This window comes from Pelotomaculum isophthalicicum JI, from assembly GCF_029478095.1.
GTDB classification, from domain to species: domain Bacteria; phylum Bacillota; class Desulfotomaculia; order Desulfotomaculales; family Pelotomaculaceae; genus Pelotomaculum_D; species Pelotomaculum_D isophthalicicum.
The window spans coordinates 1-13,390 of sequence record NZ_JAKOAV010000053.1 but is presented as its reverse complement, the minus strand read 5'-3'; the positions used below and the strand labels follow the sequence as shown (position 1 = coordinate 13,390).

The 13,390-nt window shown below is 45.1% G+C and carries 18 protein-coding genes; 12 read left to right on the top strand and 6 right to left on the bottom strand.

Annotated elements, in window-relative coordinates:
* Positions 1 to 22 precede the first annotated feature (22 nt).
* Positions 23 to 433 carry a hypothetical protein gene (locus L7E55_RS16680; protein WP_277445484.1) on the top strand — a complete coding sequence of 137 codons (411 nt, stop codon included), beginning with the start codon at positions 23 to 25 and terminating at the stop codon, positions 431 to 433.
* A 449-nt stretch (positions 434 to 882) separates the two neighbouring features.
* On the opposite strand, the gene L7E55_RS16675 is transcribed toward L7E55_RS16680, so the two are convergent.
* Positions 883 to 1,281 (bottom strand): pyridoxamine 5'-phosphate oxidase family protein, encoded by a 399-nt coding sequence (locus L7E55_RS16675; RefSeq protein ID WP_277445483.1) that lies wholly within the window; start codon positions 1,279 to 1,281, stop codon positions 883 to 885.
* A 122-nt stretch (positions 1,282 to 1,403) separates the two neighbouring features.
* Between L7E55_RS16675 and L7E55_RS16670 the strand changes: the two genes are divergently transcribed.
* From L7E55_RS16670 to L7E55_RS16660, 3 genes are all read left to right on the top strand, one after another.
* Entirely contained in the window at positions 1,404 to 1,766 is a 363-nt protein-coding gene (locus tag L7E55_RS16670; RefSeq protein ID WP_277445482.1) for a winged helix-turn-helix transcriptional regulator, read from the top strand.
* 78 nt (positions 1,767 to 1,844) lie between these two features.
* Entirely contained in the window at positions 1,845 to 2,195 is a 351-nt protein-coding gene (locus L7E55_RS16665; protein ID WP_277445481.1) for a hypothetical protein, read from the top strand.
* 51 nt (positions 2,196 to 2,246) lie between these two features.
* Positions 2,247 to 2,915, top strand: coding sequence for a hypothetical protein (locus tag L7E55_RS16660; RefSeq protein WP_277445480.1), 669 nt, complete (start codon positions 2,247 to 2,249; stop codon positions 2,913 to 2,915).
* 15 nt (positions 2,916 to 2,930) lie between these two features.
* Here L7E55_RS16660 and L7E55_RS16655 read toward each other — a convergent pair whose 3' ends face one another.
* Positions 2,931 to 3,926, bottom strand: a complete 996-nt coding sequence (locus tag L7E55_RS16655; protein ID WP_277445479.1) for a potassium channel family protein — start codon at positions 3,924 to 3,926, stop codon at positions 2,931 to 2,933.
* Between the two features lie 229 nt (positions 3,927 to 4,155).
* On the opposite strand from L7E55_RS16655, the gene L7E55_RS16650 reads away from it, so the two are divergent.
* Both L7E55_RS16650 and L7E55_RS16645 read left to right on the top strand, forming a co-directional pair.
* The gene (locus L7E55_RS16650; protein WP_277445478.1) at positions 4,156 to 4,425 is read left to right on the top strand and encodes an autorepressor SdpR family transcription factor; all 270 of its coding nucleotides are present in this window, start codon (positions 4,156 to 4,158) and stop codon (positions 4,423 to 4,425) included.
* A complete protein-coding gene (locus L7E55_RS16645; protein WP_277445476.1) occupies positions 4,422 to 5,105 on the top strand; it encodes an SdpI family protein in 684 nt (227 codons plus the stop codon). The genes L7E55_RS16650 and L7E55_RS16645 overlap by 4 nt, the downstream gene beginning before the upstream one ends.
* 106 nt (positions 5,106 to 5,211) lie before the next feature.
* Here L7E55_RS16645 and L7E55_RS16640 read toward each other — a convergent pair whose 3' ends face one another.
* The gene (locus tag L7E55_RS16640) at positions 5,212 to 7,185 is read right to left on the bottom strand and encodes a fibronectin type III domain-containing protein (protein WP_277445475.1); all 1,974 of its coding nucleotides are present in this window, start codon (positions 7,183 to 7,185) and stop codon (positions 5,212 to 5,214) included.
* A gap of 212 nt (positions 7,186 to 7,397) precedes the next feature.
* Between L7E55_RS16640 and L7E55_RS16635 the strand changes: the two genes are divergently transcribed.
* Positions 7,398 to 7,598, top strand: coding sequence for a hypothetical protein (locus L7E55_RS16635; protein WP_277445474.1), 201 nt, complete (start codon positions 7,398 to 7,400; stop codon positions 7,596 to 7,598).
* A 142-nt stretch (positions 7,599 to 7,740) separates the two neighbouring features.
* Here L7E55_RS16635 and L7E55_RS16630 read toward each other — a convergent pair whose 3' ends face one another.
* The gene (locus L7E55_RS16630) at positions 7,741 to 8,157 is read right to left on the bottom strand and encodes a hypothetical protein (RefSeq protein WP_277445473.1); all 417 of its coding nucleotides are present in this window, start codon (positions 8,155 to 8,157) and stop codon (positions 7,741 to 7,743) included.
* Positions 8,158 to 8,673: 516 nt separating this feature from the next.
* On the opposite strand from L7E55_RS16630, the gene L7E55_RS16625 reads away from it, so the two are divergent.
* A complete protein-coding gene (locus L7E55_RS16625) occupies positions 8,674 to 9,462 on the top strand; it encodes a DUF169 domain-containing protein (RefSeq protein ID WP_277445472.1) in 789 nt (262 codons plus the stop codon).
* A gap of 79 nt (positions 9,463 to 9,541) precedes the next feature.
* Here L7E55_RS16625 and L7E55_RS16620 read toward each other — a convergent pair whose 3' ends face one another.
* A complete protein-coding gene (locus L7E55_RS16620; RefSeq protein ID WP_277445471.1) occupies positions 9,542 to 10,330 on the bottom strand; it encodes a sulfite exporter TauE/SafE family protein in 789 nt (262 codons plus the stop codon).
* A 238-nt stretch (positions 10,331 to 10,568) separates the two neighbouring features.
* On the opposite strand from L7E55_RS16620, the gene L7E55_RS17825 reads away from it, so the two are divergent.
* Positions 10,569 to 10,655, top strand: coding sequence for a DUF6544 family protein (locus tag L7E55_RS17825; protein WP_420852068.1), 87 nt, complete (start codon positions 10,569 to 10,571; stop codon positions 10,653 to 10,655).
* Positions 10,656 to 10,703: 48 nt separating this feature from the next.
* On the top strand, positions 10,704 to 11,066 hold the full coding sequence (locus L7E55_RS16615) for a YkvA family protein (RefSeq protein ID WP_277445470.1): 363 nt from the start codon (positions 10,704 to 10,706) through the stop codon (positions 11,064 to 11,066).
* A gap of 132 nt (positions 11,067 to 11,198) precedes the next feature.
* Here the strand turns inward: L7E55_RS16615 and L7E55_RS16610 are convergent, their stop codons facing one another.
* Positions 11,199 to 11,474, bottom strand: a complete 276-nt coding sequence (locus L7E55_RS16610; protein WP_277445469.1) for a DUF5652 family protein — start codon at positions 11,472 to 11,474, stop codon at positions 11,199 to 11,201.
* A gap of 181 nt (positions 11,475 to 11,655) precedes the next feature.
* Between L7E55_RS16610 and L7E55_RS16605 the strand changes: the two genes are divergently transcribed.
* Together L7E55_RS16605 and L7E55_RS16600 are read left to right on the top strand one after the other, a co-directional pair.
* On the top strand, positions 11,656 to 11,949 hold the full coding sequence (locus L7E55_RS16605) for a hypothetical protein (RefSeq protein ID WP_277445468.1): 294 nt from the start codon (positions 11,656 to 11,658) through the stop codon (positions 11,947 to 11,949).
* A 450-nt stretch (positions 11,950 to 12,399) separates the two neighbouring features.
* A complete protein-coding gene (locus L7E55_RS16600; protein WP_277445466.1) occupies positions 12,400 to 12,801 on the top strand; it encodes a hypothetical protein in 402 nt (133 codons plus the stop codon).
* Positions 12,802 to 13,390 lie beyond the last annotated feature (589 nt).

Genomic DNA, 13,390 nt, shown 5'->3' with positions numbered 1-13,390 from the left:
ATGAATGGCATATGCGGTCCATGTGAGTGGCGTTACATTTCTCACTTGCTTGGCTGATTGGCAAAACAACTCTCACGCCATTGACGGTGAGAATCCCACCGTCAAATTACGTGAGAAGCAACACAATCTGATGGGAAGGAAGCGCTGGGGTATTGAAAACGACATATTACAGGAAAAAGAGCAAGGGTATCAATACACGCATATCTTCTCTCATAACTGGAATGCCATGAAAGGGTATCATTATCTCATGCACCTGGCTCATCTGCTGAATGAATTAGCTCAAAATTCGATCGACCTAATGGAACAGGTGCAGGAAATTGGGATTCGCGGGTTCATTCGGCTCCTGCGTGATACGATCAGTGGTCCTTGGTTAAACAAAGAGCGAATCGAAATTCTCGGTAAAGAGTGCCATCAACTTCGGCTTATCGCCTGACACACATTAGGGGAAATCATACAATCTGAATGCATGAACAGGACCTGGTAATAACTTACTGAGGTTTTATACCAACGGTTTGTCTTTTTTTCGGAGAACAATTTATGTTTCATTCCCATAATGCTTGAATCTAGTCAAGTGTAAGTGTTAAAAACCGCCCCCAAAAAAGTATATGGTTTTTTATAGGATGATTTTCATCTTGTAAGCTCTATAAACAATTTCGTGCGTCAGCTCTGTGGTTACCCTTTCTCACTTGCTAGATGGACTTATATATTTTATCGTTATAAGTAAACAAATATTTAGATATATTTCGACGCATTTTGTAATTTAACCTGTTTTCTTTTTTTTGAGGCATAAAAACCAGGATTGCGCTTGGGAAATGCAAAAAAAACGCCGAAAACAACAGCTTCCCTGTCATCTCCGGCGTTTAAGTCACTCAGTAAAGGACTCTACAGCTTAATTGCTCTGGATGCGCCCATCATATTGTAAAACGTTGCTTCCGCGTCTTCGATATAAAAAATTTCAAAAATCGAATCGTCAGCGCTGTACATTTTGCCGAGCATCGGCATAACATCAAGCGCGGCTTGCTTGGATTGCTTGGTGGTGTTGAAGACGGCCTTACCTTTTAAGCGCAGCCATTCGCCTTTTTTCAAATCGGTGCAAACTTCAAAATTGGGGTTAGCTTTAAGTTGCTTGTAGACATTCTTCTGGTTGTTTGTGCAAAAACACAGCTTTCCTTCAAAAATCATAGCGAATCCGAAGGGGCGCACCTTGGGAATATCACCGTCGACAGTGGCAATGTAGAACGTTGGGGGTGCATCATTCAGGAATTTTAGAATTTCATCCATAACATTTACTCCTTTACTTTATTTTTTTGTTTATGATAGTATCTTATGAGAAAGAAATAGAAAATCAAGTATTCAGTTATTTCTGTCTTAGTCAGTATTTTATGAGCATAGGAAAATTAAACATGGATGATAATAGGGAAGTTTTAGAAAAAATTAGTGCCTGTCCCGTCGCATATGCTTTGAACCTGATCGGAGGAAAGTGGCAGCTTCCGATCATATGGGCACTCAAACAAAACGTGGTGCTGCGGTATAACGAGTTGAAAAGAAAAGTTTCCGGCATAACCAATACGATGCTTTCGCAATCTTTAAAAGAGCTGGAAGCTAATGGCTTGATTATTCGTGTCCAATATATGGAGATACCGCCTCGCGTTGAATACTCTCTAACTGAAGCCGGAAAGAGCCTGCTGCCGGTGCTTGATGAACTTGCCAAATGGGGTGCTGAACAGATGGAACGTTCAGTCGTTGTAACTGACCGCTTAAGATAGCGGTCATCGTTATTTTTAACATAAATTTTCGTTGAAGACAATAAAAAAGAAGGCCGGAACTTACAGAAGCTGTTTAACATGCTGGATGCAATCGACCGGGAAGTATACGCCTGGTTCGATGATTTCAGGGCGCAGGAAATGTCGAAGGCGCCAAACTACAACATGATGATGAAACTGCTGAAAGACAGCGAAGTTGAGCACCAGAAACTGACGGCTGAAGCCATGAGCCAAAAATCGAAAGACGGCGCCGTACCGGTTAGCACTGTGGGTATGAATAAGGAACAGGAAGGCGATGTGCGCCAGGTATGGGAGTCCCTGATCAATCAAAGCGGGAAGATAAAGATAGAGGGCAGTCCGAAATATAAGCTTAAAGTCTATTCCTACCTCGCCAAATTGTTGCAAGGAGACATGGGCCGGAAAATAATTTAAATATCTCAATAGCGCCAAGTGCGGCGATATTGTTATTGGAGAGGATTTCAGGTGGAAAATGTCCTGCGCGAGGAGCACGGCCTTAAATCGAAGCGGGCTTATCACAGAGGGGCAAATGACGCCCGCATGAATTTAGTTCAAAGGGAATACTTGCGTTTTAAAAAGTCATTTCCTCCGGAAGTCATAGAAGAGCTAAATCCCCAAATGGCAAGATTAGAAAAGTTCACACACAGCAGAGAGGAGTATTTTTTTGCGAAGATGGAGGAAAAATCGCAAGAACTAGAAAAGCAGGGTGAGAAAAGTGACAGAATAATGGACTTAGCGGCAAAGTTCGGAAAAGAACAAGCCAATAAAATGCCGGTACCGGTTGAAGCTTATAATTTAGCAATGAGAGATCTTGAGCAACTGAACGCCCTGGCCAAGTTTAAAACTCAATTTAGAGATTTTGAAAAATTTGTTCGGGTTAACGGAAACCCACAACAGTACAAGCAATTTTTGAGTTTGAAACAGGTGCAATATCTAAAGGATATTTTAAGTAAAGAAGCGGCGGTTTTTTATAAAGAAATTAGTACAGTCAATAAGGCTTTCGAAGAAATTAGAATGGAAATGTCTCCACTGATAGCCAACTATGAGCTGCAGAAGATAAAGGAGAATCAATTCCTTCCCGAAGACTTCGATCTTGACTTTAACTTTGACTTTTTATTTAATTTTTTTGATTAATAACCCCTATGGCAATTAAACTATCGCCTCTATTTTCTGTCTCTGCTCGGCGTTTCCGATAATGATTATCTTCATGCCGGACTGTAGCTTTAATTTCGGAGACGGGTTGTAAACCCACTTGGACTCGGGTGTCTGGATAGCCACGGGGTATAGCCCGGCTAAAGTAAGAAAATCAACTTCACCGATGGTTTTGGCTATAACTCTGGAGTTGTCCGGGATGTCTATTTCCTCTACTCTCAGGTTCTGGTCCTTGTCCCTTAACATAATGTCCATAAAGCCAACGGCGGCGGGACGAACCATTTCCGAGGCAATCCTCATGCCGCCGATAAAGTTTGGGGATACTACCGAGTCGGCGCCGGATTTGATCAGTTTCCCAATCATTTTACTGTCTTTGCATCTGGATATAATACGCATGTTTTCATTCAGCTGTCTCGCGGACAGGGTGATAAGCAGATTATCCTTGTCCTCCGCCACACAGGCCATAAGCCCGCTTGCTCTTTTAATGCCGGCTTTAATCAGCACTTCGTCGTTGGTCGAATCTCCTTCGATCCAGAGCAGTTTTTCCAGCAATTCACTTCCGACTTCCTGGAGGCGCGCGGAATTTTTTTCCACCACTACAATCTTACGCTTTGTTTCAATGAATTCGCGAGTAATATGAATGCCGGTTTCACCAATGCCGCAAAGAATATAATGTCCATTTAACTCCTGAATGACTTTATCCATCTTTTTTCTCCAGAAATTTTTTAGTAGATCTCCCTCAACGAGGAAGGCTGTGATAGTTGATAAAAAATAAAGATATACGCTGATTCCGCAAACTATCATGAACATCGTGAAAACCCTGCCGCCGCCGGTGTCGGAATGAACGGTGATCTCTCCGTATCCTACTGAAGCGAGGGTGATCAAGGTCATGTAGGCGCAGTCGGTCCAACTGGATTCTCCATTGCTGATGGTACGGTAACCTATCGTCCCAACCAAAAAAATGGCTGTGAGAACAAGTACCGCCAGGATCACTCTCTTTTTAAAGTCTTCTATAAAGCACCATCCCCCGGTCGTAGATCCAACAGTTGCTTCAATTACTTTTCAATATTAATTGATATATCTCCTACATGGTTGGAAAAATTTTTGCGAGGAAAAAAATTATTTTTTTTGATAAGCTTAAAAGGCTTGTCGAGGATTGCATTAAGGTGTATATTAATATTTAGATATTTGTCTAAATATCGAATTAAAAGGAGGCGGAGATTTGGTTAGCGCGACTTTCAAAGCCCTGGCTGACCCGACGCGCAGGAAGATACTCAAGCTGCTGCGGGAGCGGGATATGACAGCCGGGGAAATCGCGGAGCAATTTAATATTTCCAAGCCGAGCATCTCCCATCATTTGAATATCCTGAAACAGTCCCGGCTGGTGATAGACGAGCGCCAGGGGCAGTATATTTACTACTCGTTGAACATGACCGTGTTTCAGGAGATGATGGGCTGGTTTTCCGAGATTATGGAACGGAAGGAAGGATGAATAAAGTGATTAACCGGGATAAAAAAGGCGGTTGTGTTATTTCCATAAAGGAAGAGTGGCCGCTGTTGTTAATTATCATAGGGACTTTAATCGCGGGCTTGATCTTCTACCCGCATTTACCGGAACAGGTGGCCAGTCACTGGAACCTGAGGGGTGAGGTGGATAGATATTCTTCCCGGTTTTGGGGAGCTTTCGGAATTCCAATAATGACTGCCGCAATATATATCATGATGGTATTGCTGCCTCTAATCGACCCCAGAAAACAGAATTACCAGAAATTCGCCGGCGCATACAGACTGTTAAGGGCAGCTTTGGTAGTGTTTATGACCGGTTTGTATATTGTCATAGTGGCGGACGCGCGGGGATACCAGATGCCCGTGGGGCGAGTGGTTATGACTGGTGTTGCTCTGTTGATTATAGTGATGGGCAATTTTATGGGGCAGATCAGGCAAAATTACTTTGTAGGTATTAAAACCCCATGGACGTTGGCCAACGAAGTGGTTTGGCGGAAGACTCACCGACTGGCCGCCCGGCTTTGGGTGGTGGCTGGCTTGATCGGACTGGTGGCGGCGCTGTCCGGCGGCATCGCGGGAGCTGTGATTATGGGTATTTCTCTGGGTGCGGCCGCGATAATTCCAATAGTCTTTTCCTACCTGGAATTTCGCCGGCAGCAACAATGAATAAGAGATTGCCGGGGCTATAACATGGTAGCCTCCTTGCATTAAAAATACCTCCATATGGAGGTATTTTTAATGCAAGCCCGTGTATGGGGTTGGCAAGGATGAGTTAGATGGTGGCAGCGTTCAGACTTGGACCAGTGGCCCAGTTCCCCGCCGCATCTCCTGCATCCACCCTAAAAGTATGAGCGGTATTTGCTGTGAGTCCCACAACGTTATACGAATTAACAGATCCCGAAACCGTGGCCAGCAGGCTGCCGTTCTCGTAAATGCGGTATGCTGTCACACCGACATTATCCGTTGCCTGGAGCCAGGTCAGGGTCAGGCTGTTCTGGGTCACGCTTGAGGCAGTCAAAGCGCTGCCGGCCGGCCAGGCCGGGGCCTGGGTGTCAGTAAGCGCAGTTGTCGTCACTGACGTGCTTACGGATGTGCTCCAGTTACCGGCAGCGTCGCCCGCCTGCACCTGGAAAGTGTACTGTGTGCCTGCGGTAAGCCCGGTGACGTTGTAAGTCGTGGTTGCGCCGTTTAGCGTAGTTAGGCTGCCGTCCTGGTAAATCCGGTAAGCATTCACACCGACGTTGTCCGTTGCCTGGGGCCAGGTCAGGGTCAGGCTGTTCTGGGTCACGCTTGAGGCAGTCAAAGCGCTGCCGGCCGGCCAGGCCGGGGCCTGGGTGTCAGTAAGCGCAGTTGTCGTCACTGACGTGCTTACGGATGTGCTCCAGTTACCGGCAGCGTCGCCCGCCTGTACCTGGAAAGTGTACTGTGTGCCTGCGGTAAGCCCGGTGACGTTGTAAGTCGTGGTTGCGCCGTTTAGCGTGGTCAGCAGGCTGCCGTTTTCGTAAATGCGGTATGCTGTCACACCGACATTATCCGTTGCCTGGGGCCAAGTCAGAGTTAACCCGGTCCCTGACAGGTTGGAAACGCTTAAGACGCTACTTTGCAGCCATGTCGGCGGGGTCGTATCCGAAGTTGCGTTACCGTTGCTCACCTGGTAGTTAACCAATGCGGAGGCGTTATAACCGGTCAGATCCCGGATCGGGTGCGTACCCGGCGTATAGCTTAAGGTTACCGTGCTGCCGGCCGGTACCGTCTGGTACATCACTATGGTTACATTGCTGCCGGAAACTGTAACTCCGGCTGGTGCGGCCTGTACGGTTCCGTTTACCACAACGCTGAAGTCACTGCCGGAAGGAACGGAGTTGGTGTCAAGGCTCTCATTATAGTTAAGGGTCAGTATTGCCCCGTTGACGGTTGCCGTGTTCAGTACCGGCGCCTGTTGGGTACCTGGTTGCTGTCCGATTATGACTTTATCGCCCTGGTTGTCGCCGACTACAACCTTATTGTTTTGAATAATCCTGTCCAGGAACGCGGCGGCCTCAGCCCTGGTTAATTTACCCTGCGGGTTAAGATAATACTGGCCATTTAGACCTAAGCTGCCTTTTACCAGGTTATGCTTAACTGCGATGGCGACATAACCTTTCAAGTTGTTGGAGATCTGATCCGCATCTACGAAATTCGATAACACGGAATAGTCGGGCTGTTCACTTCCCAATCCCAATCCTTTGACTAAAGCGACGATGATATCCTCCCTGACTGCGGGAGCTTGGGGTTGATAAGAAAGTTGACCATTTGAATTTAGATAACCAGTTAAATAATTCTGGGCTGCCTCTATGTATTTATAGCCCCAGAAATTAGCTGGTATGTCGGTGAAGGTCTGAACTGTCCCCTGGTCTAGCGGAAGGTTTAGTGACAGAACCAGCATTTTCGCAAATTCGGCTCTTGTCACCGTACGCTCAGGATAGAAGTTTCCGTCCGGGTCTCCACAAATTACGCCTAGTTTCCTCATGTTTTTAATCGCTTTGCTTGCCCAATGGTTATCTGGCACATCAAAGAAAAACACCTGGATCTGTTGAGAGTTGTCCTCATTATCATTTTCTTTGTCATGTTGTACGGTGTTGAGATTCTGTAACCACGATTGGTTCAATTGTTGTTGATTACCCCGCTTGTCTTTTGCCAAAGCACTTCCCGACGTGGCAAAGACAATAAGAAAAACCATCGATAGCACTACTAACCTTTTCTTCAAATCGAAACCTCCTTTGTTATTGGTTTAATTAATAATACGCGCGAACCTCATTTTTTCTGGGGGTGATCCTGGTTTTTAGCTTAGTGCAATTGGTATCCCGGTCATGGCGGGACCGATTCGGGGGGGGGGTTGGTTTCGGTCTTATGGAAAAGGATCTTGCTTTCGATATAGCCTGAAAAATCAGGGAAAAGCTGGGCGCTTATCAGGTTGAGGTGCATCTGACCAGGGACGCAGATGTTGACATAAAGACCGATGGTCTGCTCACATCCGCCCACTTACCTGCTGAGAAATTGGTCTGGTCTTTGTTCGCGGCGGTAATTAACCGGTACCGGGGGAGAAGTTCCGCTTCAGATCCGTGGAGCCCCGGCAATGAAGAGTTCGCCACTGTCCTGAACCGGCTGAGGGGAAAGTAGATAGTGACGGGTACTTATCCCAGTTGAGTGAAAAACGGGAAGAATAGTTGAATTTAAAGGCAAGGGATTTTCATATTTTATAGCGAATTCCCTTGCCTATTTTTACAGGCTAACAGGCTCCGGCGTAAAGTTTAGTGGTTTTTTAGAGCAAAAACTTTATTGTAATATTGGGTAAAAACCTTGCTATTGTTGAAAAAGGTTCATCTATAAAACTTTGTTCATCGTTAAGCATCTTTGCTAAAACAGTTCTTTCAATAACTCCATATGGCTTAACAACTCCTAATAACGGGTGATGAATTTCCGATGATAGAGCGCCAGGCTCAACTTTCGAAATACGAATACCTTCTAAATAGAATGTATATTCCCTAACCGTTTCACCATCTTCAACCACTTGCAGCCCTACCTGATTCTTTTTCCCTGATATAAAAGCGTCAATCATGGAAAAGATATGTGGATGTTTTTTTGCAAGTGAATCAATGATTCTTTCTCGAAAAGGGATTAACTTTTCTTTTATCAATAAATCTAAATCGTTAACATTTAATACATCTTTATCTTCCATGTTTCATCCCCCTGTACTTTGATTTTCCTGCATTATATTATTTCCGGGTATTCAAGTAAATAATTAATTCCTATCTGCTGATTCTCGCCTCCTCGTTTTATCTCCTCCATTTATGGGCATCATATCTAAAAAAAGGAGGCTGTATATGAACTTTATATTTCAGGACAATTACTGGCTACAGGTTCTCGCTCTAATATTGCTTGTAATAATGAACTTCTTTGTATGGCGGAGATTTTGGCGGGAAGCCCGTAAACTGTATCACAATATTACCGTCCGCTATGTTTCTGCACGATTTTTACACAAGGATTTGCCTTCTGATAAACAACTCAGTTCTTCTTGGCTACGCTATATTCCGCGCCGTGGCCGTCTCGATTAGCTTCCGGAATTCCTCCGGCTTCTCCGGGTGATCCATCACTGCGGGTCAGAATGATTCACCTATATTCATATTGAACTCTTCTTTATCTATGGTAATATTGAAGTAAGTCGGACCAGATCATACAGAGGAGTTGATAGTTTATGGAAAGCCGTCTGGCCAAGGAATTACATCTAGCCACTAAGCCTGTGGCCATCCTTCTGACCAACGAAAAACCGGAAGGAGCCTTGCAATTCCAGCCGGGACGCTGGGGTTGCGTGATGGCCATGCTGAAAGCCGCCTCCCGTGGCAAGACCGCCGTCTTCAACCGGGAGACCGTCGGTTGTGGCGGCGGCGGGGTGGGCCTGGGTTTCGGCAATGCATTCCATGCAAGTGGGGCGGGTGACACTGGCGGCATTGAGTATTTCCTTTCCACAGGCCGGGGAGAGGGCTACCCCGAGGGGGAAGGTTACCGCAAGACGCCCGAATTGGCCGCCTGCTTTGTCGGCAATCTGCCGATCATTGACCTGCCGTATACCTACCGGGTCTTCAAACCGCTGGATCAGGTCGACCCAGCTGTGGAAGAACCCTGTCTGGTGACCTTCTACGTCAATGCCGACCAGTTATGCGGCTTGGTGGTAATGGCCAACTACGACCGCCCGGATCTCAATAACGTGACTATTCCCCATTGCTCCGGCTGCCAGGGGATCTTCATCATTCCTTACAACGAGGCGCAAAGTGAGAACCCACGGGCTGTGGTCGGCATGATGGATCCTTCCGCCCGCCCCTTCATCGACCCTGGTCAGGTCACCTTCACCGTGCCCTACAAGCGTTTCCTGGAAATGGAGGCCAACATTCCAGGCAGCTTTTTAACAAGAAGCACATGGAACAAGTTAGCTGAGCGTCTTGCCGGTATTCCTTCGGAAGTACCCGCGGGAACGGACGTTATTTAAATGAGTGAAGCTTGAAGGAATAAGTGTCCGATTACCAGAATGCGCCACAACGGCCGTTATAGTTGTGGCGCATGAAATTTTAGCTTCGGTCCTCTTTTTCGGCTGGAATTGATTTTACGTCAGGCTGAGGCTTGGGTGCTCTTAAATACCTTACCCCTGTCCAGATTAGAACGGCGGCGAAGATAACGCGCAAAGCTTCTTCAGTCATGATATGTGCCAGGGAGCCCCCCAGGTACGTTCCTAAAAGAATGCCCGGTATTAATCCCGGTAATATACTCGTGTTAACGTTTCCCAAACGCCAGTGGGTATAAGCGCCTACAATTCCCACCGGGACCATGGCGAGGAGGGAACAGCCCTGGGCGGTAAACTGGGTAAACCCGATGAGCAGCACCATGGAAGGGACCATGATCGTGCCTCCACCGACCCCCATCATCCCGGAGAGAAAGCCGGTGAAAATCCCCGTCGATAAGAGGACCAGCATTTCCAGCCATCCTGTGGCAGGCTCGGAAACATGGTACAGGTAAGGTTTCAGGAGCAGAATTAGGGAAACCAGGATTATAAAACCGCCGAAGGACCTCTTGAGCTTCCATTCGGGAAGGGCATTGGCAAAACGCGCACCCGCCCGGGCGGTAAATATGGCGGTGGACGCTAAAAGGGCCGAGGCCCATATATCCATTGAACCGTTTAAGGCATAAGTGAAAGCCCCCGATATTCCGGTGAAGACAAGTGCCACAAGGCTTGTGCCGTGGGCTTTGTGCTGACCGATTTTCAAGATGCCAACCATAAGCGGGATCATTATCACCCCACCGCCGAGACCCACAAGCCCTCCGAAGAATCCCGCCGCCAATCCAATTAACAAGTTTATCATCCTGCAACCTCAACAATAAAAGGTTTACTTTTTATTTCTCTGAATACCAAAGCGCTACAAGTTTTCTTTCATTAATTTAACCTCCCCAAATTATAACATTCAATCTTTGTCACAAATCATATTCTTTTAAAATATTCGATAGGACGGGACTTATACCCGGTATGAAGTGGACAAAATATGTTCTAGTTAAACCGGCAATTTATCCCGGATGATGGTAAAATGTTTTCAGTGGGTGTGATTGCCAGAACATAAGGAGTTTAATGGTATAAGGATTCCTGCCAGAGGGGAAGTCATCTGGAAATTAGACACAGGAGATTTCAATTAGTATCAGCCCGAAATTATAGATATCGAATATAACATAAGGTGATCTTTATTGAAAAGTTTATGGCATTGGATCAAAAGATTGAAATCTGATATATTTATACTTTATTATGCAAGCAAAGACCCGCGAGTCCCCTGGCAGGCAAAAGCATTGGTCATGCTGCTGGCTGCCTATATTATAAGTCCCATCGACCTCCTTCCCGACTTTATTTTTCCCGGACTCGGTTACGTCGATGATATGGTCCTCATTCCGTTTGTGGCTGAATTCATTTTAAATATGATACCTAAACCTGTTGTCTCAGAGGCGAATTTAAAGGCCATGCATTTGAGTCGGAAGGCAAAAAATTGGACGGGTGCTGTATTAGTATTCGCGGTAATATTATTGGCTCTGGTTTTTGCTTACAAGTACTTATAAGTAAATAGGGTGTATTAATTCACCCATCGCCGAGTCGGTTGAAGGTTAGTATTTGAATGATGGTTTTCCCACGGGGATTATGCGTTAATATGCGGAAATATATGTTCTAGCCAAAAGTCATGCTGCTTTTGGCTATTTCTGTTTAGCCACACTAACATTTCCCCAAAAGCTTGGGGAGGAAATTTTAACAAGATTTCCATTAAAATTTGAGCTTTTCTTACGTATACTGATTAAATATAAAATTTCCAAAATACCTATGGTATTTATAATAATTAGTGTGATAAACCAGATCAGTTGGCCCCTTCTGGCAGCAAGCCATAAAGTAATTCCCTTAAGAGTAACGCACCAAGCTATTACTATAAGAATAAACCATGGATAATTATTTGCAAACTTCTGAAAGGATTCCATCACAATCTCTCCTTTCAAAATATATCGAAACATTCCTATTTTGCTTATACGAGAAGAAAAGTTTTTTTAGGGTAGTATCACTCAATATTCTCAAGGAGGCTAACCATTACTTGACAAATTTACAAATCTGAAATATCATTAACATGTATTATTGATACTAAGAGTAGACGAGGTTTTATTTATGAGCGATCTAATAAATAGAATTGGTAAGTTTAAACTCCAAATGGATTTAATTCGCGGCGATAACAATGAAGATTTGCTTAAGCTGTTTGCAAAAACCATAATCATGAGAGCTGAATATAAATATACTAAAGATGTGATTGAATATACAGCTCTATCTCCTTTATTCAGGGTAAAGGAAGCGGCGGAAACAATTCCCGAGTATAGGGTGGAATGTAAAAGTATATACTCCGACGGTGGAAATGTTGATATTGAAATAATTGCTGAAGAAATAAAGCAATGCTTAAACGCTTAAGTGTTAAGTTAAGATTAATGAATTAGCCGTCCGGGAATCGCAATTGAAATCTTTATTCAAGAAATGAAGTGTGAGCAGAAGAGCCTCCGGGCTCTTTTATTATGTAATATCTTGTCGAAGTTCTTTATGAAGAAAAATGGGAGGGATTCTTGTTGGATTTAACATCACTTTTGTACGTTATCGTACCATTATTACTGTTCTTTATAGTTGTTAGAGTATTTAAAGGGTTAATCAAGTTTATCATAATGGCATTGATAGTTGTTGGATGTATCTGGCTTTATATAAGATACGGATATAAATTACCAATTAATATTTAGTATCCCGAGGGGTGCTTTTCTGTGCCATTATTGAGCGCCGGGATTACGCTAAAGAATAATTTATTAATCGTGGAACGAATATTATTAATTGGCATAAGATGGATAAAAGGGTTCTTTGAAAGGGTGGTCCATTATGCCAGATAATTTGTCTCCGGGTGAAATTAATGTGTCTGCTGAACGTGTAGAGGCCTTGGAGTCGATGTTTCCGGATATTTATCATTGTGTGCATCCGATAGTAAGAAGAATGTGCGAGATGCACGATATTCCAACAAATCCTTATATGTACCCGTCTCCTAGTAGAGCAGTTGTTGAACAAATGGCTGACCAAATATATAATACCGTAACAATTAACTATGGGATTAGAGATGATGATGTTCAACCCATGCAGCGCCAATTTGTCGGGCCAGGGTTTGTAGGACCTGGGTTTGTCGGTCCCGGATTCGTTGGGCCTTTTTTTAGAAGAAGATTTTTAAGGGATTTAATTGCTATATTATTAATTAGGGAATTATTGTTCAGGAGAGGGAGGTTTTTTTAAGAGAAGTACTTTAAGAGCCTTCATCAAGAGCCTTCATCGGGCTCTTTTCTTGTTCACCCGGCATGTCTGCCGGGCCGATGGGTTGAAAGAAACCCTGTCACCTAACTAGCGGGAAGACAACCTGTAAGCAAGGGCGCCACTGGTAACGGTGGGGTCCGGAGGAAGCCGATGGGGGAACTTGGAACATAGCGCAAGCGATACCGAAGTTGGCTCATCAGATGGGTAACCTTGCAAGAAGTGGGAAAGCCCGAAAGCTAGTAGACCTGGTGAGTTAGGACGGATGAGTTCAAGTTCAGGCAAGCAGACTTTACCGGGGAAGCCCTGTATCATCCTGCTATCAGTAGGTAAGCCCAAACAAGCGGAAACGTAAGGGAGGGAACACGTGGTGCAGGGTGGCAGATGAGTCCGTAGTGTGCGCATGGCAGCGTAGCTGTCAGGTGGGTTAAAGTCCCACTGAGTCCTGGACTAGGGGGCTCATATCCAAACCCGGGGGTAATGCCTTGGGGGCTGGGTAATACCCAGAGGGCAGGGCGCTCACCGCGAGGTGAGGTCCGAAGGGCTTGAGGAGAAGTACCAGGCTGTAATCAAA